Source organism: Zeimonas sediminis, from assembly GCF_023721795.1.
Taxonomy (GTDB): Bacteria; Pseudomonadota; Gammaproteobacteria; order Burkholderiales; family Burkholderiaceae_E; genus Zeimonas; species Zeimonas sediminis.
The window spans coordinates 204,992-228,442 of record NZ_JAMQYE010000001.1; the positions used below are offsets into that span (position 1 = coordinate 204,992).

Consider the following 23,451-nt stretch of genomic DNA (forward strand, 5'->3'; position numbering starts at 1 on the left):
ACGTCAGTCGCGGCCGCTTCGGGCCAGCCCGGCGAGGGCCGCGCGGATCAGTGCGGGCAACTCCGCCGCCGAGAGGCCGGCCCCCCGCCCGAGGTCGAGGGTCCAGCGGTCAGCGGCTTCGCCGTGCGCCCAGCACGCGAGCAGGGCGGCGTCCCGCGCGCTCATTCCCTGCGCGATCAGGCCGCCGATCAGCCCCGCGAGCACGTCGCCGGTGCCGGCGGTCGCGAGCGCGGGGCCGCCCGCGTCGACGATCGCCCACTCGCCGCCCGGATCCGCGACGACGGTTCCCGCGCCCTTCAGCACCACGGTGGCGCGCCGGGCCTCGGCGATCGTGCAGGCGGCGCCGATCCGGTCGGCCTGGATCTCGGAAACCTCGCAGCCCACGAGGCGGGCAGCTTCGAGCGGGTGCGGGGTCAGCACGAGGGATGCGGAACCCCGTCCGGCCGACAGGCGTGGCAGCAGGTTCAAGGCATCCGCGTCGAGGACCGCCGGCAGTCCGCTGTCGAGCACTCTCTGCAGCAGGGCCTCGGCCCGCGCGCCGGTGCCCAGCCCGCATCCGGCCACGATCGTCGCGCGGGTGTCGAAGGGGGCATCGGCCTGCCTCGTCATCAGCTGCGGCTGTCCGGGGTCGAAGACGGGCCCGTCCGGCGCGGCGATCCAGGCCTTGCCGGCGCCGCCGCACAGGGCCCCGCGGCCGGCGAGCAGCGCGGCCCCGGCCATGCCGCTCGCCCCGCCCACCACCAGCACCGCGCCGAAGTTGCCCTTGCTGCTGTCGAGGGGGCGCGCAGGCAGCAGCGCGGCGGCGTCGTCCCGGCCGAAGAGACGGCCGTCGCGATCCCTGGCGACGCGCCCGGCGTCGATGCCGAGCGTGGCGACCTCGATGCGGCCAGCGTGATCGACCGCGGCGCCGGTGCGCAAGCCGGGCTTGTCCGCGATCATCGTGACGGTGAGCGTCGCGCCGACGGCCGCCCCTGCCGGCCCGCCTACGACCGCGCCGGTATCGGCGTCGATCCCGCTGGGGACGTCGATCGCGACCACCGTCGCGCCCGCATCGGCCAGCGCCCGGCAGTAAGCTTCCGCGAGACCCGCCAGGGGGCGGGCGAGCCCGATCCCGAACAGCCCGTCGAGCACCAGCGGGGGCTGCGCGGCGGCCGGCCCCGAGGCGAGGGCTTCCCGCAACGCCGCGTCCGAGGCGACGAGCGAGGGCGTCATGCCCATGCGCGCCGCCAGCGCGCGGACCCTGGCCGTGTCGGCCGGAGGATTGACGCCCGCGGACGCGCCCGACAGCTCGAAGGCGCGCGCCGCGAAGCCGCGCTCCCTGAGGAGGATCGCGGCCAGCAGCGCGTCGCCGCCGTTGTTGCCCGGTCCGCAGAAAGCGTGGATCGGCGTGCCCGCCGGCAGCCCGCGCGCCAGTCGCTCCGCCGCATCGGCCACCGCGGTCGCGGCCCTGGCCATCAGTTCGCCGGGCGCGCTTCGCGAGAGGGCTTCCCGCTCGAGCGCACGAATGGAGGCCGTTCGCAGCAGGGGGTGCTCGGGAGGCGGGGCTCGGCGCATGCTGGGTCGAGACGGCGTGAAACGGTTGCGGGATCAGCGCAAGCATAGCCGAGCACGGCTTCACGGCGCGGCGCTTGCCTGGAGCGCTCGGTTGGTGCAAACTGGCTGTAAAACGTATATGTTTTACATGCGATGTCTTCCTGAAGAGAGATCCGCCTGATGGACTCGCGAACCGCCCCGGGGAGCAGGCCGGCTTCCGAAAGACCGATCCTCTCCTCCTCGCACCTGGCAGACGGGGACTGGGCCGGCCTGTCCGAGCTCGAGTTCGGACTGATCGTGGCCGGCCACGCCTTCGACCGCTGGATCGTCCGCTGCATGGCCGCTGCCGGGGTGCCCGACCTGACCGTGACCGACGTGCTGGTGCTGCACCACGTGCATCACCGGGAACGGGCCAAGAAGCTCGCCGACATCTGCTTCACCCTGAACTACGAGGACACGCACGTGGTGTCCTATGCCCTGCGAAAGCTCGCCGGCCTTGGGCTGGTGAGCAGCGAGAAGGTCGGCAAGGAGGCCCTGTGGTCGACGACGAAGGCAGGGCGCGAAACGGTGGAACGCTACCGGCGGGTGCGTGATCGCTGCCTGCTGGCGAGCGCCGCCGACGGACTCGGGGCGGCGGGCGGCAGCGGCAATGTCGCCCCGGGGCTCGCCGAGCTGGCCGGAATCCTCCGGGCGCTGTCCGGCCTCTACGACCAGGCGGCGCGAGCCGCGGCTTCGCTCTGACGAGGCGCCGACCGCCGTTCCCCGGACTTTCGACGAACCGAACGAACCACACAGGAACCCCTACGATGACGAGCCCCGACCACGACGCGCGCTGGCAGTTCTGGATCGACCGCGGCGGCACCTTCACCGACATCGTCGCGCGGCGGCCCGACGGCTCGCTGCAGACCGCCAAGCTCTTGTCGGAGAACCCGGAGCTCTACGCCGACGCGGCGGTCGAGGGCATCCGGCGCCTGCTCGGCCTGAAGGCGGGCGAGCCGGTCTCGCCCGAGCGGGTCGAGGCGGTGAAGATGGGCACAACGGTCGCCACCAACGCGCTGCTCGAGCGAAAGGGCGAGCCGCTGCTGCTGGTCGTCACCCGGGGCTTTCGCGACGCGCTGCGGATCGCCTTCCAGAACCGGCCGAAGCTGTTCGAGCGCCGCATCGTGCTGCCCGAGCTGCTCTATCGCGACGTGGTCGAGGTCGACGAGCGGATCTCGGCGAGCGGCGAGGTCGTCGTTCCCCTCGACGATGCCGGCGCGCGCGACGCGTTTCGCAAGGCCCACGATGCGGGGCTGCGCGCGATCGCGATCGTGCTGATGCACGGCTATCGCCACACCGATCACGAGCGGCGGCTGGCCGCGATCGCGCGCGAGGTCGGCTTCACGCAGATTTCGGTCTCGCACGAGGTCTCGCCGCTGATCCGCTTCGTGCCGCGAGGCGACACGACGGTCGTCGACGCCTACCTGTCGCCGGTCCTGCGCCGCTACGTCGACCGGGTCGCCGGGGCGATGGAGGGCGTGAAGCTGCAGTTCATGCAGTCCAACGGCGGCCTCACCGACGCGCGCACCTTCCAGGGCAAGGACTCGATCCTGTCGGGCCCGGCCGGCGGCATCGTCGGCATGGCGCGGGTCAGCAGCGCGGCCGGCTTCGACCGGATCATCGGCTTCGACATGGGCGGCACCTCGACCGACGTCTCGCACTACGCCGGCGAGTTCGAGCGCGAGCTCGACACGCAGGTGGCCGGCGTGCGGATGCGCGCGCCGATGATGAGCATCCACACGGTCGCGGCCGGCGGCGGCTCGATCCTGTTCTTCGACGGCGCGCGGATGCGGGTCGGCCCCGATTCGGCGGGGGCGAACCCGGGCCCCGCCTGCTATCGGCGCGGCGGCCCGCTCACGGTCACCGACGCGAACGTGATGCTCGGCAAGATCCAGCCTTCGTTCTTCCCGGCGGTGTTCGGCCCGGACGGCGACCAGCCGCTCGATGCCGGCGTGGTGCGCGAGAAGTTCGCCGCGCTGGCCGCCGAGATCGAGGCCGCGACCGGCCGGAAGATGCAGCCGGAGGAGGTGGCCCAGGGCTTCATCGACATCGCGGTGGCGAACATGGCCAACGCGATCAAGAAGATCTCGGTGCAGCGCGGCTACGACGTCACCAAGTACACGCTGACCACCTTCGGGGGCGCCGGCGGCCAGCACGCCTGCCTGGTGGCCGATGCGCTGGCGATGCCGACCGTGCTCGCCCATCCGCTGGCCGGCGTGCTGTCGGCCTACGGCATGGGCCTGGCCGAGCAGGTGGCGATGCGCGAGCGCTCGGTCGAGAAGGTGCTCGACGCCGACGGCCACGCCGAGGCCGAGCGCGTGCTCGACGAGCTCGAGGCGGCCGGTCGCGACGAGCTGGTCGCCCAGGGCGAGCCCGCGCGGCAGCTGCGCGCGATCCGCCGCGCGATGATCCGCTACCAGGGCACGGACACCGCGCTGGCCGTGTCGTGGGGCACGATCGCCGAGCTGCGCGATGCCTTCGAGCGCGCCTACCGGCAGCGATTCGCGTTCCTGCTTCCCGACCGCGCGCTGATCGTCGAATCGGCGGTCGTCGAGGTGCTGGGCGCCTCGCCCGAGGACGCGCTCGACGCGGCGGCCGGGGCGAAGGCGCCGACCACCGGCGGTGCCGGCGCCGCGAACCCCGAGGCCTCGGTCCGGATGTTCTCCGGCGGCGACTGGCACGACACGCCGATGTACCGGCGCGAGGCGATCCCGGCCGGCGCCAGGATCGACGGGCCGGCCATCGTCGTCGAGGCCACCGCGACCACGATCGTCGAGCCCGGCTGGCGCGCCGAGATGAGCGAGCGCGGCGACCTGGTGCTGGCGCGCTACCTCGCGCGCCCGAAGCGGGTCGCGGTCGGCACCGACGCCGATCCGGTGATGCTCGAGATCTTCAACAACCTGTTCATGTCGATCGCCGAGCAGATGGGCTACCGGCTGCAGAACACCGCGCACTCGGTCAACATCAAGGAGCGGCTCGACTTCTCCTGCGCGGTGTTCGACTCGCAGGGCAACCTGGTGGCCAACGCGCCGCACATGCCGGTGCATCTCGGGTCGATGGGCGCCAGCGTGCAGGCGATCATTCGCGAGCACGTGGCCCAGGAAGGCGCCGAGCCGCCGAAGGCGCCGCTCGCGCCCGGCGACGTCTACGTGCTGAACGACCCCTACGCCGGCGGCACGCACCTGCCCGACGTGACCGTGATCACGCCGGTCTTCGACGAGGCCGGCGAGAAGATCCTGTTCTACGTCGGCTCGCGCGGCCACCACGCCGACATCGGCGGCATCACGCCGGGCTCGATGCCGCCCGACAGCCGCACGATCGACGAAGAGGGCGTGCTGCTCACCGACTTCCACCTGGTCCAGGGGGGCAACTTCCGCGAGCAGGCGCTGCGCGACGCGCTGTCGTCGGCGAAGTACCCGGCCCGCAACCCGGACCAGAACATCGCCGACCTGCGCGCCCAGATCGCGGCCAACGAGAAGGGCCGAGAGGAGCTGCTGAAGATGGTCAGGCAGTTCGGACTCGATGTGGTCATGGCCTACATGGGCCACGTGCAGGACAACGCCGAGGAGTCGGTGCGCCGCGTGATCGGCGCGCTGAAGGACGGCGAGTTCGCGCTGCCGCTGGACAACGGCGCGACGATCCGCGCGAGGATCACCGTGGACCATGCGAGCCGCAGCGCCACGATCGACTTCAGCGGCACCTCGCAGCAGCTGCCGAACAACTTCAACGCGCCGCTCGCGGTCACGATGGCCGCGGTGCTGTACGTGTTCCGCACGCTGGTCGACGACGAGATCCCGATGAACGCCGGCTGCCTGAAGCCGATCACGGTGATCGTTCCCGAGGGCACGATGCTCAATCCGCGCCATCCGGCGGCGGTCGTGGCCGGCAACGTCGAGACCTCGATGTGCATCACCAACTGCCTGTACGGGGCGCTCGGCGTGATGGCCTCGGGCACGCCGACGATGAACAACTTCACCTTCGGCAATGCCCGCTACCAGTACTACGAGACGATCTCCGGCGGCTCGGGGGCGGGCGGCACGTTCGACGAGAAGGGCAGGCTGGTCGGCGGTTTCGACGGCACCGCGGTCGTGCAGACGCACATGACCAACTCGCGGCTGACCGACCCCGAGGTGCTCGAGCTGCGCTTCCCGGTGCGGCTCGAGAGCTACGAGATCCGCGCGGGGTCCGGCGGCGCCGGGCGCTGGCGCGGCGGCGACGGCGGCATCCGCAGGGTCCGCTTCCTCGAGCCGATGACCGCGTCGATCCTGTCCAACGGCCGGGTCCACCCGGCCTTCGGGGCGGCGGGCGGGCAACCGGGCGCGCCGGGCCGCAACTACGTCGTGCGGTCGGACGGCCGGGTCGAGGAGCTCGGCCACGCCGACAAGGCCGAACTCGCGGCCGGCGACGTCTTCGTCGTCGAGACGCCGGGCGGCGGCGGATTCGGGGAGCCCGCCGGCTCCTGAGGCCGGCGCTCCGCGCGAGGCAGGATCCGCGATGACGCTCGCCACGCTCGGCGGCATAGCCGGCGGCATCGGCCTGTTCCTGCTCGGGATGTGGCTGATGACCGACGGGCTCAAGACCGCGGCCGGGCCGGCCTTGCAGCGCATCCTCGCGCGCTTCACCGGCACCAGGCTGCGGGGCCTCGCGTCGGGGATGCTGGTGACCGCAGTCGTGCAGTCGTCGAGCGCGGTCACGATGGCCGCGATCGGCTTCGTCAACGCGGGCCTGCTGAACCTGCGCCAGTCGATGTGGGTACTGTTCGGGGCGAACGTCGGCACGACGATGACCGGCTGGCTGGTGGCGCTGGTCGGCCTTTCGCTGAAGGTCGAGGCGCTCGCGCTGCCGCTGGTCGGCGCCGGGATGCTGCTCAGGCTGAGCGATCCGAAGGGGCGGCGCGGCGCGCTCGGGGTCACGCTGGCCGGCTTCGGCGTCCTGTTCATCGGGATCGCGACCCTCCAGCAGGGCTTCGCCGGCCAGGGCCAGGCCTTCGCGCTGCCGCAGGGAATGGGGGAGCCGCTGAACACGGTCGCCCACGTGATCGCGGGCGCGCTGCTCACCGTGCTGATGCAGTCGTCCAGCGCCGCGATCGCCGTGGCGCTCAGCGCCGCCCAGGGGCTCTCGATCGGCCTGCACGACGCGGCCGCGGTGGTGATCGGTGCGAACGTCGGCACCACGGTGAAGGCGCTGCTGGCTGCAATGGGCGCCACGCCGAACGCGAAGCGCGCGGCGGCGGCCCATGTGGTCTTCAACCTGCTGACCGCCGCGGCGGCGATCGCGGCCCTGCCCTGGCTGGTCGACGCGATCCTGGCCCTCGGCGCGGCGACCGGGATCGGCGAGGAGCCCGCCGCGGTGCTGGCGCTGTTCCACACGCTGTTCAACGTGGCCGGGGTGATCTTCGTGTGGCCGATCGCGGACCGCCTGTCGAGCTTCCTCGAGAGGCGCTTTCGCAGCGCCGAGGAGGACGCTTCGCGCCCGCGCTTCCTGGACCGCCACGCGGCCGCCGTTCCCCAGCTCGCGCTCGATGCGATGGGACGGGAGCTCGACCGGATGGCGGCGATGACCTGGGGCATCGCGCTGCGGGCACTGCGGGCGCGCGGCGCGGAGCCGGGGCGCTTGCCGCTCGCCCGCGAGATCGAGGCCCTTCGCGGGCTCGACCACGCATTCGGTGATTTCGTCACGCTGGTCAATCGCGAGTCAATGCCGGGCGACGTCGCCGCGCGGATCACGCGGATGCTCTACGCCTCGCGCTACCTGGAGACCACGGTCGAGGCCGCCGAGCACCTCGACGCCGCGCACGCCGAGCGCGGCGCCCCGGCTCCCGAGACAGTCGGCGGGGCGCTGGCGGCCTTCGTCGACGATGCCGCCGCGGCGATCGACCGATGCGCGAGGCCGGACGGGCCCGACCCGGGGCTGGCGGGCGACGACACGCTGGCGCGGCTGCACCGCGACTACCTGGAAACCAAGGAGCGGCTGCTCGAGGCCGGCGCCCTCGGCCAGTTGCCGATCGTCGAGATGGACCGCGTCCTGCGCGGGGCCAGGCTCACCTGGCGGCTGGCGGACCAGGCGGTGCACGCGGCGATCGTGCTGCGGCAGATCCGCCATCCCGACGAGGAGCCGGATCGGGGGCTGCCGCCCCGGCAGCCGTCCGAGGCCGTCGAGCAGGGCGGGAGCATCGTCGCCGCGCTGGCCGAGCCCGCGCCATCGGCGCGCGATGGCGCCGATCCGGCTCTGCGATAATCGGCGGGTCTCGGACCCCGCCGTCGCGTGCGGGCCGAGTTCCTTCCCGTCACGCTCCTCCTCGTCCTCCTCGAAGCCATGGCCGTGCATCCCTTCCATCTCGCGTTTCCCGTCCACGATCTCGCCGCGGCGCGCGCCTTCTACGGCGACCTGCTCGGTTGCCCCGAGGGGCGAAGCTCCGACGAGTGGGTGGATTTCGATCTCTACGGCCACCAGGTCGTCGCGCACCTCGCGCCCGACGAGGCCCGGCAGGCCGCGACCAACGCGGTCGACGGCGACCAGGTACCGGTGCGCCATTTCGGCGTCGTGCTGCCGATGGACGACTGGCACGCGCTCGCCGATCGCCTGAAGGCGGCCGGCGTGTCCTTCGTGATCGAGCCGCACGTGCGCTTCAAGGGCCAGGTGGGCGAGCAGGCCACGATGTTCTTCCTCGATCCGTCGGGCAACGCGCTGGAGTTCAAGGCCTTCCGCGACATCGCGTCGCTGTTCGCGAAGTGACCGGCGCGCGCGCTCGCCGGTCCGCGAGCCGCGCGGCGCCCGGCTGAGCGGGACGCTGCGTGAGCGGACGCCTTCTGCTGCTCGGCGGCGGCCACACCCACCTGGCCGCGCTCGAGCGGCTGCGCGCGCTCCAGCCGCGCCGGCACGTCAGCCTGCTGGCACCTTCGCGCCGGCTGCTCTACTCGGGGATGATGCCCGGCTGGATGGCCGGCCAGTACCGCTTCGAAGACTGCGCGATCGACCTGCGCGCCCACTGCGAGCGCCTGGGCGTCGAATGGATCGAGGCCGAAGCGATCGACATCCGCTTCGACCAGCGCTGCGTGATCGACGCGCGCGGCGGCGGGCATGACTATTCGGAGCTTTCGATCAACGTCGGCTCGGCGATTCCGTTGCCGCCCGGGACCGGCGACCCGATCGGGGTCGTGGGCGCGAAGCCCTTCGCGCTTTTCACCGAGACCTGGGAGGCCTGGCTCGCCGCCCTCGAGCGGGCCCCCGGGGCGCGCAGCCTGGTCGTGGTCGGCGCCGGCGCGGCCGGGGTCGAGCTGGCCTTCGCGCTGGCGAGCCGCGCCGCCCGCGAGGCGTCGTTGGCCGGCTCGACGGTCCTGCTGTGCACCGCCGGGGCCGGAGTCCTCGAAGGCCAGTCGCGCATCGGCGCCTGGCTGGCCGCGCGCTCGCTGCAGCGGGCGGGGGTGAAGGTGCTCGCCGGGCACCGCCTGGTCGGGCGAGAGCACGGCGCGCTGGTCTTCGAGACCGCGGGCGGGCGGAAAAGGGTCGAGTACGGTTTCGCGCTGCTGGCCACGGGTGCCGAGCCGCCGGCGTGGCTGGGCGCAGCGGCGCGCCGCCACGGCGTGGCGGTGGCGCCCGACGGCGGGATCGCCGTCGACTCCCGCCTGCGCTCGGTCTCGTCCGACGGCGTGTGGGCCAGCGGCGACTGCGCCAGCTTCGTCGACCAGCGGGTGCCGCGCTCCGGCGTGCACGCGCTGCGGCAGGGACCGGCGCTCGCGGAGTCGATCGCGCGCGGAAGCGATGCGGCGCCTTACCGCGCGCAGCGTCGCGCGCTGGCGCTGCTCAACCGCTGCGACGGCAGCGCGATCGCGATCCGCGGCCCCCTCGCCGCGGCCGGCGCATGGGCCTGGCGCTGGAAGGACGACATCGACCGGCGCTTCATCGCGCGCTTCCGGAGCGGCGGCCAGGCTTCCGCCGGACGGGGCTGACGAGGATGGCGGGCGCGCTCCGGATCTCGGTCGTGGTGCCGGCGCTGAACGAGGCGGCCGGCATCGTCGCCGCGCTGCGCCCGGCGCTGCGCGAGGCCGACGAGGTGATCGTGGTCGACGGAGGCAGCGCCGACGCCACCGTGGAGCTGGCGCGCGCGGCCGGCGCGAAGCTCGTGACCGACGCCGCCAGGGGGCGCGCCGCGCAGATGAATGCCGGCGCGGCAGTCGCCTCGGGCGAGGTCCTGCTGTTCCTGCACGCCGACACGCGCCTGCCCGAAGGCTGGGCCGCAGCGCTGCGCGCAAGCCTCGCCGCGCGTCACTGGGGGCGTTTCGACGTGTCCCTCGATGCCCCGGGCCGTCTGCTCGCGATCGTCGGCGCGATGATGAACCTGCGCTCGCGGCTCAGCGGCATCTGCACCGGCGACCAGGCGATCTTCGTGGCGCGTGCCGCCTGGCGGCGAGTCGGCGGCTTCCCGCCGATCGCGCTGATGGAGGACATCGAGATCAGCCGGCGGCTCAAGCGTGTCGCCGGGCCGCCTGCCTGCCTGCGCGAGCGGGTGGCGGTATCGGCCCGGCGCTGGCAGGCGCGCGGCGCGCTGCGAACGATCGTCGGGATGTGGTGGTGGCGCGCGCTGTACTTCCTGGGTGCCTCGCCCGACTGGCTGCATGCGCGCTATTACGGGCGTCGCAGGGGGCGGGCATGAACCGGCGCAGCCGGGCATGAGCGCCGCGCCGCGCGAAGTGCCGCCGCTGCCGGCCGGGCGCCGGCTGATCGTCTTCGCCCGCGTGCCGCGGCTCGGGCAGGTCAAGACGCGCCTGGCCGCCGGGATCGGCGACGAAGCGGCGCTCGCGGCGTACCGCCGGATGCTTGCTCGCGCGCTCGCCACCGCCGCGTCCGTCGGAGTCGATTCGCTCGAACTCTGCATCGCCGGAGAGGATGGCGACGGCGAGTGCGCGGCGCTGGCGCGGGCCCACGGGGCGATCCTGTCGGCGCAACGCGGGCCCGACCTCGGCGAGCGGATGCGAGAGGCGCTGTCGCGCGCGCTTGCCGAGGGCTGCCTGCCGGTGCTGATCGGTTGCGACGCCCCTTGCCTGACGCCCGGGGACCTGCGCGCCGCCTTCGAGGCGCTCGCCGGCCACGACGCGGTCTTCGCCCCGACCGAGGACGGCGGCTACGCGCTGGTCGGCTGCCGGCGCGACGCGCCGCAGGCCTTCGCGTCGATCGCCTGGGGCGGGCCGACCGTGATGGCGGAGACTCGCGAGCGCCTGCGGGCCGCCGGGCTGTCTTGGTCGGAGTTGCGGACCGTATGGGACGTCGACGAGCCGGTCGACCTGGCGCGCTCGCAGGCCCTCGAGGCTTTCGAAAGTCGCCGCGGCTTGCTGTCGGCGGGTGCGGTGGTCGCGCTGGCGGGCGCGCTCGCGCCGCGCCGCGGGCGAACGCAGCCTGCCAGCGCGAGGATCGCGCGCTTCTCGGAGATGGCCCCGGGCGGCCCGCCGGCCGTGCCGTGGCAGGAGCGCCGCGTTTCGGGGGTGACGCCCAACCGGGCGGTGATCTCGGAAAGGGAAGGGGAGCGCCACCTGCTGATCGAGTCGGAAGCTTCGGCATCGGCCTGGGCGCACCCGCTCGAGCCCGGGGCCGCGGCGGCCGGGCTCGCATGGCGCTGGCGCGTCGACGGCTTTCCGATCGCCAGCCGGCTAGGCGAGCGCGGGGGCGACGACTTCGCGGCGCGCATCTACCTGATGTTCGACTATCCGCTCGAACGGGTCCCGCTTTCGCAGCGGATGGCGCTGAGCCTTGCCGGCGCGTTCCGCGGCGAGCAGGTCCCCGCCGCCACGATCTGCTACCTGCTGCACGCCGGCGACGACCCGGGCCGCCCGATCGAGTCGCCGTTCACCTCGCGCGTCCGGATGATCGTCGCCAGGCCGGCCGCGCGGTCCGGCGTGTGGTACGAGGAAAGGCGCGACGTCCGCCGCGACTTCGCGGCGTGCTTCGGGCAGGAGTACGGTCCGGGCATGGCCCCGCTTGCCGCGGTGGCCGTGGGCGCCGACAGCGACCAGGGCGGCGGCCGGTTCAGGACCTGGTTCGCGGACCTGACTCTTCGGTGAGCGGCTCGCCGGCGGGCGTGGTGTCGAAGATCTCGGCGAGAGGACAGGGGCTCCCGATCAGGTTGCCCTGCAGATGGGCGATGCCGAGCTCGGTGACGCGGTCGAGCACCTCGCGGCTGTGGACGTGCTCGGCGACGGTGCGCACGTTGAGCCGCTGCGCCACCCGCACCGTGGACAGCACGATCTCCTCGTCGATCGGGCTGGTGGTCAGGTTGCGGATGAACGAGCCGTCGATCTTCAGGTAGTCGAGCGGGAAGCGCTTCAGGTACTCGAAGGTGGCCAGCCCGGTGCCGAAGTCGTCGAGCGCGATGCCGAAGCCCTCGGCCTTCAGGTCGTCGACCAGCCGGGACGCGGCCGCCGGGTTGCGGATCGCCTCGCTCTCGGTGATCTCGAACACGATCAGCTCGGCCGGGATGCCGTGCACGGCACGTTGCTCGCGGATGAAACCGGCGATCGTGCCGTCGCTCATCGTCAGCCCGGACAGGTTGATCGAGCACTTCCAGGTGCGGGCGAGGGCTTCCGGGTGCGCGGCGAGCCAGGCGAACACCGAGCGGATCACGCCGCGGTCCATGGCCGGGGTCATCTGGGCCTGGCCCGCCAGCGAAAGGAACTCGGGCGGCCTGATCAGCGCGCCATCGCGGTCGAGCAGGCGCAGCAGCACCTCGTAGGACAGCTTGCCGGGCGGCGCCTCGGGGTCGACCATCGGCTGCGCGTGCAGCGCGAATCGCTGGTCGCGGATCGCCTCGCGGATCTGCTCGATCCGGGTCTGGTGCGAGCGGCGCGCGTCGATCATCGTCTGCGACAGCGGCTCGACGAAGAGCTGGGGCTCGCGCACGCTCGCCGCGATCGCCAGCGCGTCGGACATCGAGACCAGGCAGTCCTCGCTGTCGATCTGCGCGTGGCGATCGACCAGCAGCCCGCCCACGCACATCTGCAGCCGGACGCTGCCGTGCTCGGTTCGGAACAGCTGGCCGTTGAACTGCGAGTAGAGCTCGCGGGCGATCGCGCGCACCCGCGCGACCGAATCGGCCTCGACGAGCAGCGCGAAGCGGCCGGCCGACAGGCGCGCCGCGGCCCGCAGCCCCGGTTGCCGTTGCAGCACGGCCGCGATGTCCTGCTCGAGCTGCATCGCCGGCAGCGCGCCACAGAGGTCGTTGAGCGTGTCGAAGTTCGTCAGGTGCAGGCCGATCAGGCCGTAGTCGGGTCGCCCCGGCGTGGCCAGGCGCTCGCCGACCTCGGCGATCAGGCCGCGGTCGTTGAGCAGGCCGGTCGACATGTCCTCGCGTGCCTGGCGGGCAACGCGCGCCAGCGCGAAGCGCCGGTCGGCGGCCGTCGCCTGCAGCATCAGCGCGACGATGACCGCGCAACCCAGCAGCAGCGGCGCATCGAGCGCCTCGCTGGCGGGCACCCCGGCGGCGGAAGTCTGCCAGGCGCGCAGCGCCAGCAAGGGCAGGCCGGTCACGAGCAGGGTCAGCGCGGTGGCGTGCTCGTCGCAGCGGATCGCGGTCCAGGCCACGATAGGGAAGTAGAGGAAGAGCAGCGCGTGGGAAAAGCCCGGGTGGCCCAGGGCAGCGAGTGCCGCGCTCACCGCGCCCATGGCCAGCGTGGCGACGATCGCCAGCGAGTCGGGCGCGACCAGGCGCGAGGCGCGCTCGGCGGAAGGCGAGCCGGGCGCCGCGAGCGAGCCCTCGCCGTTGCCGAACCAGGCGAGAAGCGCAGGGGCGACCAGGAGCATGCCGAGCGCATCGATCAGCCACCACACCGCGAAGCGCTGGGCCGCGCCCGCGTCGGCCCCGGCGATCGAGGGGGGCAGGCCGATCGCGGCGATCAGCGCGTCGAGCGGCGCGGCCACCAGCAGCACGAGCATCGCGAACCTGACCGATGCGTCGAGGCGGAAGTCCGCAGGTTTCCAGTCTCCCAGCTGGCGCATCAGGCGCACGGCCAGGGCCGGGCCCGCGGCGGTCGCGGCGAAGGCCGCCAGCGTCGGCCCGGCGAGCGCGGTGTCGACCCAGGCCCACAGCGCCGCGCCGGCGGCGGCCGGCAGCACCCAGCGCGCGCCGCCGCGCCACGCGAAGGCGAGCGCGACGCCCGCGGCGGGCCACACCAGCAGCACGCCGGGGGCGGGCGGCGAGACCAGCCGGGCGATCAGGCAACCCAGGAAAGCGATGGCCAGCACCGCGAGCGCCAGCGCGATGCCTCCGGGCGCGGCGCCGGGGCCCTCCGGCGGACGGCTGTCCGCAGGCGCTTGCGGGCGTCTGGCGTCCGGCGTCGGGGCTGGGTCGGCGCGAAACAACGGCGGGGGGTCCGGGGTCTGGAGGGATCCGGAGAGTGTAAAGGGCGGGAGGGGGAAGGGGGAAGGGGGCGCCGGGGAAACCGGCGCCCCCGCTCCTTACGCGGCCAGCAGCTCGCGCAGCACGTAGGGCAGGATGCCGCCGTGGCGGTAGTAGTCGACCTCGATCGGCGTGTCGATCCGCGACAGCAGCGTCACTTCCTTCGTCGATCCGTCCTTGCGGGTGATCGTCATCCGGATGTCCTGCTGCGGCTTCAGGTCGGCGGGCACGTGGATGTCGAACTGCTCGTCGCCGACGATCCCGAGCGACTCCCAAGAGTCCTTGCCCTTGAACTGCAGCGGCAGCACGCCCATGCCGACCAGGTTCGAGCGGTGGATCCGCTCGAAGCTGCGGGCCACGACTGCCTTCACGCCCAGCAGCTGGGTGCCCTTGGCCGCCCAGTCGCGCGACGAGCCGGTGCCGTACTCCTCGCCGCCGAAGATCACGGTGGCCGTGCCCTCCTCGATGTAGCGCATCGCGGCGTCGTAGATGAACATCTTCTCGCCGGTGGGCTGGTGCAGCGTCACGCCGCCTTCCTCGCGGCTGCCGTCGGCCCGGGCCGGGATCATCAGGTTCTTGATCCGGACGTTGGCGAAGGTGCCGCGCATCATCACCTCGTGGTTCCCGCGCCGGGCGCCGTACGAGTTGAAGTCGGCCTTGCCCACGCCGTTGGCGATCAGGTACTGGCCCGCGGGCGAGTTCTCCTTGATCGAGCCGGCCGGCGAGATGTGGTCGGTCGTGATCGAGTCGCCGAACAGGCCCAGCGCGCGGGCGCCGCGGATCGACGAGTCGAAGTTGCCCGGCTGCAGCGCGAAACCGTCGAAGAAGGGCGGCTCGGCGATGTAGGTCGACTTCGGCCAGTCGTAGACCTGGCCCGACGCCGACGGCACCTTGTTCCACAGCACGTGGTCCTTGGTCAGGTCGGAGTACAGGCGCTTGAAGGTCCGCGGGTCCATCGCGTACTTCATCAGCGCGTGGATCTCTTCGGTGGTCGGCCAGACGTCGCCGATGAACACGTCGCGGCCCTTCTTGTCCTTGCCGATCGGCTCGGTCATCAGGTCGACGTTGACGTTGCCGGCGATCGCGTAGGCGACGACCAGCGGCGGCGAGGCCAGGAAGTTCGCGCGAAGGTTCGGGTGGATCCGCGCCTCGAAGTTCCGGTTGCCCGACAGCACCGCGGCGCAGACCATGTCGTTCGCCGTGATCGCCTCGTTGATGTCGGGCGTCAGGTCGCCGGCGTTGCCGATGCAGGTGGTGCAGCCGTAGGCCGCCACGCTGAAGCCGAGCTCGGCCAGGTAGGGCAGCAGCTTGGCGCGCTCGAGGTACTCGGTGACGACGCGCGAGCCCGGGGCCAGCGAGGTCTTCACGTGCGGCTTGACCGTCAGGCCCAGCTTGACCGCCTTCTTGGCCAGCAGGCCGGCCGCGAGCAGCACGCCGGGGTTCGACGTGTTCGTGCAGGAGGTGATCGCGGCGATCAGCACGTCGCCGTTGCGCAGATCGGTGCCGGCGCTGGTCTTGTAGGTCTTGCCCAGGTCCTCCGCGCTCTTGTTGAAGCCGTTCTCGGCCACCGGCTTCGAGAACAGGTCGGCGAAGGTGTCCTTGACCTTGCCGATCTCGATCCGGTCCTGCGGGCGCTTCGGGCCGGCCAGCGACGGGGCGACCGTCGACAGGTCGAGCTCGAGCACCTTGGAGTAGTCGACCTGGCCGGCCTTGGGCACGCCGAACAGGCCCTGCGCCCTGAAGTAGCTCTCGAGCGCGTCGATCTCGTCCCTCGTGCGGCCGGTGCCCTCGAAGTAGTCGATCGTCTTCTCGTCCACCGGGAAGAAGCCCATCGTGGCGCCGTACTCGGGCGCCATGTTGGCTATCGTCGCGCGATCGGGCACGGCCAGCGAGCGGGTGCCCTCGCCGAAGAACTCGACGAACTTGCCGACCACCTTCTCGCGGCGGAGCATCTCGGTGATGGTGAGCACCAGGTCGGTGGCGGTGCAGCCCTCGCGCAGCTTGCCCTTCAGGTGCACGCCGACGACGTCGGGGGTCAGGAAGTAGACCGGCTGGCCGAGCATGCCCGCCTCGGCCTCGATGCCGCCCACGCCCCAGCCGACCACGCCGATGCCGTTGATCATCGTGGTGTGGCTGTCGGTGCCGACCAGCGAGTCGGGGTAGAAGACGCCGTCCTTGTTCTTGTGCACGCCGCGCGCCAGGTACTCGAGGTTGACCTGGTGGACGATGCCGATGCCGGGGGGCACGACCTTGAAGGTGTCGAAGGCCTGCATGCCCCACTTCATGAACTGGTAGCGCTCGGCGTTGCGCTGGAACTCCAGCTTCATGTTCATGTCGAGCGCGTTCGGGACGCGGAAGTGATCGATCATCACCGAGTGGTCGACCACCAGGTCGACCGGCACCAGCGGCTCGATCGTCTTCGGGTCGCGCTTCATCTGCGAGGCCACGCCGCGCATCGCGGCCAGGTCGGCCAGCAGCGGCACGCCGGTGAAGTCCTGCAGCACGACGCGGGCCACGACGAAGGGGATCTCGTCGACGCGCTTGTCGTTGGGCTTCCAGTTGGCCAGCTGCTCGACGTGCGCCTGCGTGACCTTCTTGCCGTCACAGTTGCGCAGCACCGATTCGAGGACGATCCGGATCGAGACCGGCAGCCGCTTGACGTTGGGGAACTTGCGGGCCAGGGCCGGCAGCGAGTGGAACTTGCCGGTCTTTCCGGACTTCAGCTTGAAGTCCTTCAGCGTGTTGAACGCGTTGGTTGACATGGATGACCTCGTCGAAGAGTAGGGTCGGTTGACTACGAGAAGGATCGGTTGACTGGGGTCACGGACTGCGGCGCGGCGCGCCGTCGCCCATGTTCAGGGTGCCCACGCCGGGAACGACGACGTCGCCCGCCGACTGGCCGGCCAGGCAGGGTCCGAGGCGGCGCGCCTCGAGCGCCTCGCGGTCTTCGCTCTTGGTGCCGGCGAGCGGCGGATCGTAGCGCACGAGCGTGTCGATGCGATAGGCGGAGGCCAGGTCGCCGGTCAGGACGGACCTGCTCGTGATCCGCGTCGCGCCCTGGCGGCACTCGGACTCCGCCGTCCACGCCAGTCCCGCGCGGCGGAACGGGCCGAACTCGCAGGCGCCTCGCCGGCCGGACTGCCGGTCCATGTGATGCTCCGCGTTGTCCGTGCCCTCGCCGACGCACTGGCGCACCGGCGGAAGGCCGGCCGCCTGCGCCCCCACCGAGCGGACCTCCCAGAGGCCGAAAGCGCGCCTCGGGTACTCGAGCAGGCCTTGCGCCAGCGCGGGCCCGAGCGCCGCGGAGGCCGACACCGCGAGCGCCAGCGCGGCGGGACGCAGCGACGAGCCGGCGGCGGCGGGCAGGCGAGCGAAGGCGGCCATGGCGTGGGCGTTCGGTCGGAGCGCGGATGCGGGCGGGGCGGACTACTTGCGCTTGCCGATCGGCACGAACTTGCGGTTCTCCGGGCCGGTGTAGTTCGCGCTCGGGCGGATGATCTTGTTGTCGATCCGCTGCTCGATCACGTGCGCAGCCCAACCCGAGGTCCGGGCGATCACGAAGAGCGGCGTGAACATCGAGGTCGGCACGCCCATCATGTGGTAGCTGACCGCGCTGAACCAGTCGAGGTTCGGGAACATCTTCTTGACGTCCCACATCACGGTCTCGAGCCGCTCGGCGATGTCGAACATCTTCATGTCGCCCGCCGACTTCGAAAGCTTGCGCGCAACCTCCTTGATGATCTTGTTGCGCGGGTCGGCGATCGTGTACACCGGGTGGCCGAAGCCGATGATCACTTCCTTGTTCTCGACGCGCCGGCGGATGTCCGCCTCGGCCTCGTCGGGCGAGTCGTAGCGCTTCTGCACCTCGAAGGCGACCTCGTTGGCGCCGCCGTGCTTCGGGCCGCGCAGCGCGCCGATGCCGCCGGTGATCGCCGAGTACATGTCGGAGCCGGTGCCCGCGATGACGCGGCAGGTGAAGGTGGACGCGTTGAACTCGTGCTCGGCGTACAGGTTCAGCGAGGTGTGCATGGCGCGCACCCACTCGTCCGAGGGCTCGCGGCCGTGCAGCAGGTGCAGGAAGTGGCCGCCGATCGAGTCGTCGTCGGTCTCGACGTCGATCTGCCTGCCGTTGTGGCTGTAGTGGTACCAGTACAGCAGCATCGAGCCGAGCGAGGCCATCAGCCGGTCGGCGATGTCGCGCGCGCCCGGCGTGTTGTGGTCGTCCTTCTCGGGCAGCTGGCAGCCGAGCGCCGACACGCCGGTGCGCATCACGTCCATCGGGTGCGACGAGGCCGGCAGCGACTCCAGCGCGTCCATCACGTTGGCGGGCAGGCCGCGCATCGAGCGCAGCTTGGCCTTGTAGCCGGCCAGCTCCGCGCGGTTGGGCAGCTTGCCGTGCACCAGCAGGTAGGCGATTTCCTCGAACTCGGCCACGTCGGCGATGTCGAGGATGTCGTAGCCCCGGTAGTGCAGGTCGTTGCCGCTGCGGCCGACGGTGCACAGCGCGGTGTTGCCGGCGGTCACGCCGGACAGGGCGACCGACTTCTTCGGCTTGAAGCCGGCGGCTGGGGTCTCTTTGCTCATGGGATCTTCCTCTCGTCTTGGCGGTATTTCTTGGCCCGGCCGGTTCCCGGCGGCTCAGCGCGACTTGGCGAACAGCTCGTCGAGCTTGCGCTCGTAGTCCCAGTAGCCGATCGCGTCGTAGAGCTCCTTGCGGGTCTGCATCGTGTCGACGACTGCCTTCTGCGTGCCGTCGCGGCGCAGCGCCTCGTAGACGTTCTGCGCGGCCTTGTTGGCGGCCCGGAAGGCCGACAGCGGGTACAGCACCATCGCCACGCCGGTGCCGGCGAGCTCCTCCACCGTGTACAGCGGGGTCTGGCCGAACTCGGTGATGTTGGCCAGCACCGGCGCCTTCACCGCGTCGACGAAGCGGCGGTACATCGGCAGCTCGGTCAGCGCTTCGGCGAAGATGCCGTCGGCGCCGGCCTCGATGCAGGCGATCGAGCGCTCGATCGCCGACTCGATGCCCTCGACGGCCAGGGCGTCGGTGCGGGCCATGATGAAGAAGGAGTCGTCGGTGCGGGCGTCGGCCGCGGCCTTGATCCGGTCGACCATCTCCTGCTGCGACACGATCTCCTTGCCCGGCCGGTGGCCGCATCGCTTGGCGCCGACCTGGTCCTCGATGTGCATCGCGGCGGCGCCGAACTTGATCAGCGACTTCGTGGTGCGGGCCACGTTGAAGGCCGACGCCCCGAAGCCGGTGTCGACGTCGACCAGCAGCGGCAGGTCGCAGACGTCGGTGATCCGGCGCACGTCGGTCAGCACGTCGTCGAGCCCGGAGATGCCCAGGTCGGGCAGGCCCAGCGAGCCGGCCGCCACGCCGCCGCCCGACAGGTAGACGGCGCGGAAGCCCGCGTTGCGCACCAGCAGCGCGTGGTTGGCGTTTATCGCGCCGGGGATCTGCAGCGGCGTTTCCTCGGCGAGGGCCTGCCGGAACTTCTGGCCTGCGGTCTGTGTCATGTCGGTGTCTTCCTTGGGTGTTCGGATTGTCGTTCGGGCTGCCTTCGCGGGCTCGGGTGCGGCGCGCCTCAGCCGCCGCCGGCCCGCGGCCCGAAGAAGGCCTGCGCGGCTTCGTCGGGAATCTCGGCGCCGGCCGCCCTTGCGCGCCTCAGCAGGCTCCACCAGTAGCGGTAGCTCGCACGGTCCTGCAGGCGTCCGGCGTGGCGGATCGGGCCCCAGTCCGCGCGCTGCGCGGCCAGCAGGATCTCCGCGCCTTCGCGGACCTGCTCCGGCGACGGGGTCAGCGCGGCCACGATCGGGCCGATCTGGATCGGATGGATGCTCCACATCCTCGTGAAGCCGAACTCGGCCAGCGCCCGGCCGGCGTCGGCGCCCGCCGTGGCGGGGTCGGCGATGTCGGTGCAGACGTTGTGCGACGGGACCTTGCCCTCGCGGTGGCAGGCCATCGCGATGTCGACCTTCGCGCGGCGCACCAGCGGATGCTCGAACTGGCCGGGCGAGGCCATCGCGGAGCCCGGCACGGCGCCGTCGAAGGCGCTGACGTAGTCCATCAGGCCGAAGGAGACCGACTCGACGCGCGGGTGCGCGGCGATCGCGCCGACCTCGGCCAGCGCGCGCGGCGACTCGACCAGCACGTGGACCGGTACCGGCCGCGCGAGCCCCGCCGCGGCCGAGATCGCGTCGAGGGTCTCGACGACACGGGCGAGATCGCGGGCGCGATCGACCTTCGGGACCATCAGGTATGGCAGCCGCTCGCCGGCGCCGCGGACCAGGATCTCGAGGTCGGCGCGCCAGTGCGGATGCGAGGGGTCGTGGATGCGCGCGCCCAGCCGGCCGAAGCGGTTGTCGCCCGAGCGGAGCAGGTCGACCACCATCGCCGCGTGCTCGGCCTCGCGGCCGACCGCCGCGCCGTCCTCGCAGTCGGCGGTGACGTCGAACAGCGGCCGTCCGTTGCGCGCGCCGGCGGCCTGCCGGGCCAGCGACTTGCGGATCAGCGCTTCGCTGCCCGCGTAGTGGTCGCACACCGGAAGCGCCGCCGGCGGCGCCGAGCCCGGGAACAGGACGTCGGCGGGATGCACGCGGCGGCTCCGGTCTGGCGTTTGGTCGCGGGCGCGATCGGCGGCGGCGCGGTGCGCGGCCTCAGCCGAGCAGGTGGGCGACGCCGTCGCGCTCCTCGAACAGTTCGGCGAGCGTGGCGTCCATCCGCGAGCGGCTGAACTCGTCGATCTCCAGGCCCTCGACCATCTTGTACTCGCCGTTGGCGCAGGTGACCGGGAAGCCGTACATGACGTCCTCGGGAATGCCGTAGGAACCGTCCGACGGGATGCCCATCGTGACCCAGCGGCCGTTCGTGCCCAGCGCCCAGTCGCGCATGTGGTCGATCGCCGCATTGGCCGCCGAGGCCGCCGAGGACAGGCCGCGGGCCTCGATGATCGCGGCGCCGCGCTTGCCCACGGTGGGGATGAAGGTGTCGCGGTTCCAGGCGTCGTCGTTGATCATGGCCTTGACCGACTCGCCGCCGATCGTGGCGAAGCGGTAGTCGGGGTACATGGTCGGGCTGTGGTTGCCCCAGACGACCAGCTTCTCGATCTGGTCGACCGGCTTGCCGGTGCGCGCGGCGATCTGCGACAGCGCGCGGTTGTGGTCCAGGCGCAGCATCGCGGTGAAGTTCTTCTTCGGCAGGCCGGGGGCCGACTTCATCGCGATGTACGCGTTGGTGTTGGCCGGGTTGCCGACGACCAGCACCTTGACGTCGCGGCTGGCGGCCTCGTCGAGCGCGCGGCCCTGGACCGTGAAGATCGCGCCGTTGGCCTCGAGCAGGTCCTTGCGCTCCATGCCCTTGCTGCGCGGGCGCGCGCCGACCAGCAGCGCGTAGTCGGCGTCCTTGAAGGCGGCCTTCGGATCGTCGGTCACGACGACGCCGGCCAGCAGCGGGAAGGCGCAGTCCTCGAGCTCCATGACCACCCCGCGCACGGCCGGCAGCGCCGGCGTGATGTCGAGCAGCTGCAGGATGACCGGCTGGTCCTTGCCGAGCATGTCGCCGTTGGCGATGCGGAAGAGCAGGCTGTAGCCGATCTGGCCGGCCGCGCCGGTGACGGCGACGCGCTTTGCGGGTTTGGACATTGTCTGACCTCTGGGCTGAGTGGGATCGGACGGGCGCCCCTGAACGGCCGCGCGGAGCGGCGCCGACGGGCAGGGCCCGGATGGCGCGAAGTTTAGGTCCGGGCGCCCCCGGTGTCAACTTTCATGTATATCTTATATAAGACATAAGAAACTGGACTTCCGGGGCTCGCTCGTGGTTCAATCTCGGCGATGAACGACCCCCAGACCCGTCCCGGAAACGACGCGCCGACCTTCGCGCCGCTCTACCGCCAGATCCAGGCGCTGCTGATGCGCAGCCTGCAGGACGGCGAGTGGAAGCCGGGCGAGGCGATCCCGAGCGAGACCGAGCTGGCCGCGCGCTACCGCGTGAGCCAGGGCACGGTTCGCAAGGCGATCGACGAGCTCGCGGCCGGCCACCTGCTGGTCAGGCGCCAGGGACGGGGCACCTTCGTCGCCTCGCACCAGGAGGTGCGCACCCAGTTCCGTTTCCTGCGCATCCGGCCCGACGAGCCGGCCGGCGCGGGCGAGCCGGCAGCCATGCCGATGACCAGCCGCATCCTCGAGTGCCGCCGCCTGCGGGCGCCGGTCGAGGTGGCGCGGCTGCTGCAATTGCGCACCGGCGAGGCGGTCGTGCAGATCCGGCGTATGCTCGAAGTCGACGGTCGCCCGACCGTGCTCGACGAGATCTGGCTGCCGGGCGCGCGCTTCAAGGGCCTGTCGGCCGAGCGGTTGAGCGCCTACAGCGGGCCGCTCTACGGACTGTTCGAGGCCGAGTTCGGCACGCGGATGATCCGCGCGACCGAGCGGCTGAAGGCGATCGCCGCCGAGCCGGCGCTGGCGCGAGAGCTGGCCGTGCCCGAGGGGTCGCCGTTGCTGCTGGTCGAGCGGCTCACCTACACCTACGAGGACCGACCGGTCGAGTTGCGCAGGGGCTATTCGGTGACCACCGGCCACCACTACTACAACGAACTTATCTGAGCATGCGGGGGGCGTCGGGAGGGGTCCGGAAATACCCGACAGGCGCCGCGACGCGTTGGTGCGATGCGCCAATTTGCGTCAAAATGTAAAGGTTTTGCATCCCAGAGGACGCCATGGCCGACGCGGCACAAAAAGCAGCGGGCAGAGCACGCCCAGAATTCAGGAACATCCACGTCACCCAGATCGTCGGCTACCGATTGCCCCTTGCCGGCATCGTCTCGATCCTGCACCGGGTCAGCGGCGCCCTGATGTTCCTGGTGGGCCTGCCCTTCGTCCTGTACCTGTTCCAGCAGAGCCTGGTCTCGGAGATCAGCTTCGAGAGCTACCGGGCCATCGTCTCGCACTGGTTCGCCAAGCTGGTTCTGCTGGCGCTCGCCTGGGCCTACCTGCACCACCTGTGCGCCGGCATCCGCTACCTGTTCCTCGACATGCACGTGGGCGTCGAGAAGGCGGCCTCGCGCGCCTCGGCGGCGGCGGTGCTGGCGGTCAGCCTCACGCTGACCCTGCTGGTCGCGCTGAAGATCTTCGGAGCGTTCTGAACCATGACCACGAAACGACTGATCGTCGGCGCGCACTACGGCCTGCGCGACTGGCTCGCGCAGCGCATCACCGCGGTGATCATCGCGGCGTACACGCTGGTGCTGCTCGGCTGGCTGTTCGCGCTGCCCGAGCTCACCTACGGCAGCTGGGCCGGCATGTTCGCGTCCACCTGGATGAAGGTGCTGACGCTGCTCGCGCTGGTGTCGCTGGTCTGGCACGCGTGGGTCGGCGTGCGCGACATTTTCATGGACTACATCAAGCCCACGGGCCTGCGCCTGTTCCTGCTGATCGCCACGATCGTGGCGCTGGTCGGCTACGGCATCTGGGCGATCATGATTCTCTGGAGCGTCTGA

Annotated in this window: 18 protein-coding genes; 10 read left to right on the top strand and 8 right to left on the bottom strand. The window is 71.7% G+C overall.

What is annotated here, in order from left to right; translation table 11 throughout:
- Positions 1-3: 3 nt before the first annotated feature.
- Positions 4-1,455: an NAD(P)H-hydrate dehydratase gene (locus M6I34_RS01000; protein WP_272483855.1), complete on the bottom strand. Its 1,452-nt coding sequence runs from the start codon at positions 1,453-1,455 to the stop codon at positions 4-6.
- A gap of 258 nt (positions 1,456-1,713) precedes the next feature.
- Here M6I34_RS01000 and M6I34_RS01005 point away from each other — a divergent pair, with 258 nt between their 5' ends.
- The 7 genes from M6I34_RS01005 (at position 1,714) to M6I34_RS01035 (ending at position 11,627) form a co-directional block, all read left to right on the top strand.
- Positions 1,714-2,274, top strand: a complete 561-nt coding sequence (locus tag M6I34_RS01005) for a winged helix DNA-binding protein (RefSeq protein ID WP_272483856.1) — start codon at positions 1,714-1,716, stop codon at positions 2,272-2,274.
- A 65-nt stretch (positions 2,275-2,339) separates the two neighbouring features.
- A complete protein-coding gene (locus M6I34_RS01010) occupies positions 2,340-6,035 on the top strand; it encodes a hydantoinase B/oxoprolinase family protein (protein WP_272483857.1) in 3,696 nt (1,231 codons plus the stop codon).
- 31 nt (positions 6,036-6,066) lie between these two features.
- On the top strand, positions 6,067-7,809 hold the full coding sequence (locus M6I34_RS01015; RefSeq protein WP_272483858.1) for a Na/Pi cotransporter family protein: 1,743 nt from the start codon (positions 6,067-6,069) through the stop codon (positions 7,807-7,809).
- A 78-nt stretch (positions 7,810-7,887) separates the two neighbouring features.
- A complete protein-coding gene (locus M6I34_RS01020) occupies positions 7,888-8,307 on the top strand; it encodes a VOC family protein (RefSeq protein ID WP_272483859.1) in 420 nt (139 codons plus the stop codon).
- 59 nt (positions 8,308-8,366) lie between these two features.
- Positions 8,367-9,521, top strand: coding sequence for an FAD-dependent oxidoreductase (locus M6I34_RS01025; protein WP_272483860.1), 1,155 nt, complete (start codon positions 8,367-8,369; stop codon positions 9,519-9,521).
- Positions 9,522-9,526: 5 nt separating this feature from the next.
- Positions 9,527-10,225 carry a TIGR04283 family arsenosugar biosynthesis glycosyltransferase gene (locus M6I34_RS01030; protein WP_272483861.1) on the top strand — a complete coding sequence of 233 codons (699 nt, stop codon included), beginning with the start codon at positions 9,527-9,529 and terminating at the stop codon, positions 10,223-10,225.
- Between the two features lie 16 nt (positions 10,226-10,241).
- Positions 10,242-11,627, top strand: a complete 1,386-nt coding sequence (locus tag M6I34_RS01035) for a TIGR04282 family arsenosugar biosynthesis glycosyltransferase (protein WP_272483862.1) — start codon at positions 10,242-10,244, stop codon at positions 11,625-11,627.
- Here the strand turns inward: M6I34_RS01035 and M6I34_RS01040 are convergent.
- From M6I34_RS01040 to M6I34_RS01070, 7 genes are all read right to left on the bottom strand, one after another.
- Positions 11,593-13,920, bottom strand: a complete 2,328-nt coding sequence (locus M6I34_RS01040; RefSeq protein WP_272483863.1) for a sensor domain-containing phosphodiesterase — start codon at positions 13,918-13,920, stop codon at positions 11,593-11,595. The genes M6I34_RS01035 and M6I34_RS01040 overlap by 35 nt on opposite strands.
- Positions 13,921-14,016: 96 nt before the next feature.
- A complete protein-coding gene (acnA, locus tag M6I34_RS01045) occupies positions 14,017-16,719 on the bottom strand; it encodes an aconitate hydratase AcnA (RefSeq protein ID WP_272483864.1) in 2,703 nt (900 codons plus the stop codon).
- 58 nt (positions 16,720-16,777) lie between these two features.
- Positions 16,778-17,341 carry a DUF3617 domain-containing protein gene (locus tag M6I34_RS01050; RefSeq protein WP_272483865.1) on the bottom strand — a complete coding sequence of 188 codons (564 nt, stop codon included), beginning with the start codon at positions 17,339-17,341 and terminating at the stop codon, positions 16,778-16,780.
- A gap of 42 nt (positions 17,342-17,383) precedes the next feature.
- A complete protein-coding gene (gene prpC / locus M6I34_RS01055) occupies positions 17,384-18,541 on the bottom strand; it encodes a bifunctional 2-methylcitrate synthase/citrate synthase (protein WP_272483866.1) in 1,158 nt (385 codons plus the stop codon).
- Positions 18,542-18,595: 54 nt separating this feature from the next.
- On the bottom strand, positions 18,596-19,477 hold the full coding sequence (prpB, locus tag M6I34_RS01060) for a methylisocitrate lyase (RefSeq protein ID WP_272483867.1): 882 nt from the start codon (positions 19,475-19,477) through the stop codon (positions 18,596-18,598).
- 68 nt (positions 19,478-19,545) lie between these two features.
- The gene (locus M6I34_RS01065; protein ID WP_272483868.1) at positions 19,546-20,556 is read right to left on the bottom strand and encodes an HpcH/HpaI aldolase/citrate lyase family protein; all 1,011 of its coding nucleotides are present in this window, start codon (positions 20,554-20,556) and stop codon (positions 19,546-19,548) included.
- Between the two features lie 61 nt (positions 20,557-20,617).
- On the bottom strand, positions 20,618-21,601 hold the full coding sequence (locus M6I34_RS01070; protein ID WP_272483869.1) for a malate dehydrogenase: 984 nt from the start codon (positions 21,599-21,601) through the stop codon (positions 20,618-20,620).
- 189 nt (positions 21,602-21,790) lie between these two features.
- Between M6I34_RS01070 and M6I34_RS01075 the strand changes: the two genes are divergently transcribed.
- The 3 genes from M6I34_RS01075 (at position 21,791) to sdhD (ending at position 23,451) form a co-directional block, all read left to right on the top strand.
- Positions 21,791-22,558, top strand: coding sequence for a GntR family transcriptional regulator (locus M6I34_RS01075; RefSeq protein WP_272483870.1), 768 nt, complete (start codon positions 21,791-21,793; stop codon positions 22,556-22,558).
- Positions 22,559-22,671: 113 nt separating this feature from the next.
- Positions 22,672-23,097, top strand: a complete 426-nt coding sequence (gene sdhC / locus M6I34_RS01080; RefSeq protein WP_272483871.1) for a succinate dehydrogenase, cytochrome b556 subunit — start codon at positions 22,672-22,674, stop codon at positions 23,095-23,097.
- Positions 23,098-23,100: 3 nt separating this feature from the next.
- Entirely contained in the window at positions 23,101-23,451 is a 351-nt protein-coding gene (gene sdhD / locus M6I34_RS01085) for a succinate dehydrogenase, hydrophobic membrane anchor protein (protein ID WP_272483872.1), read from the top strand.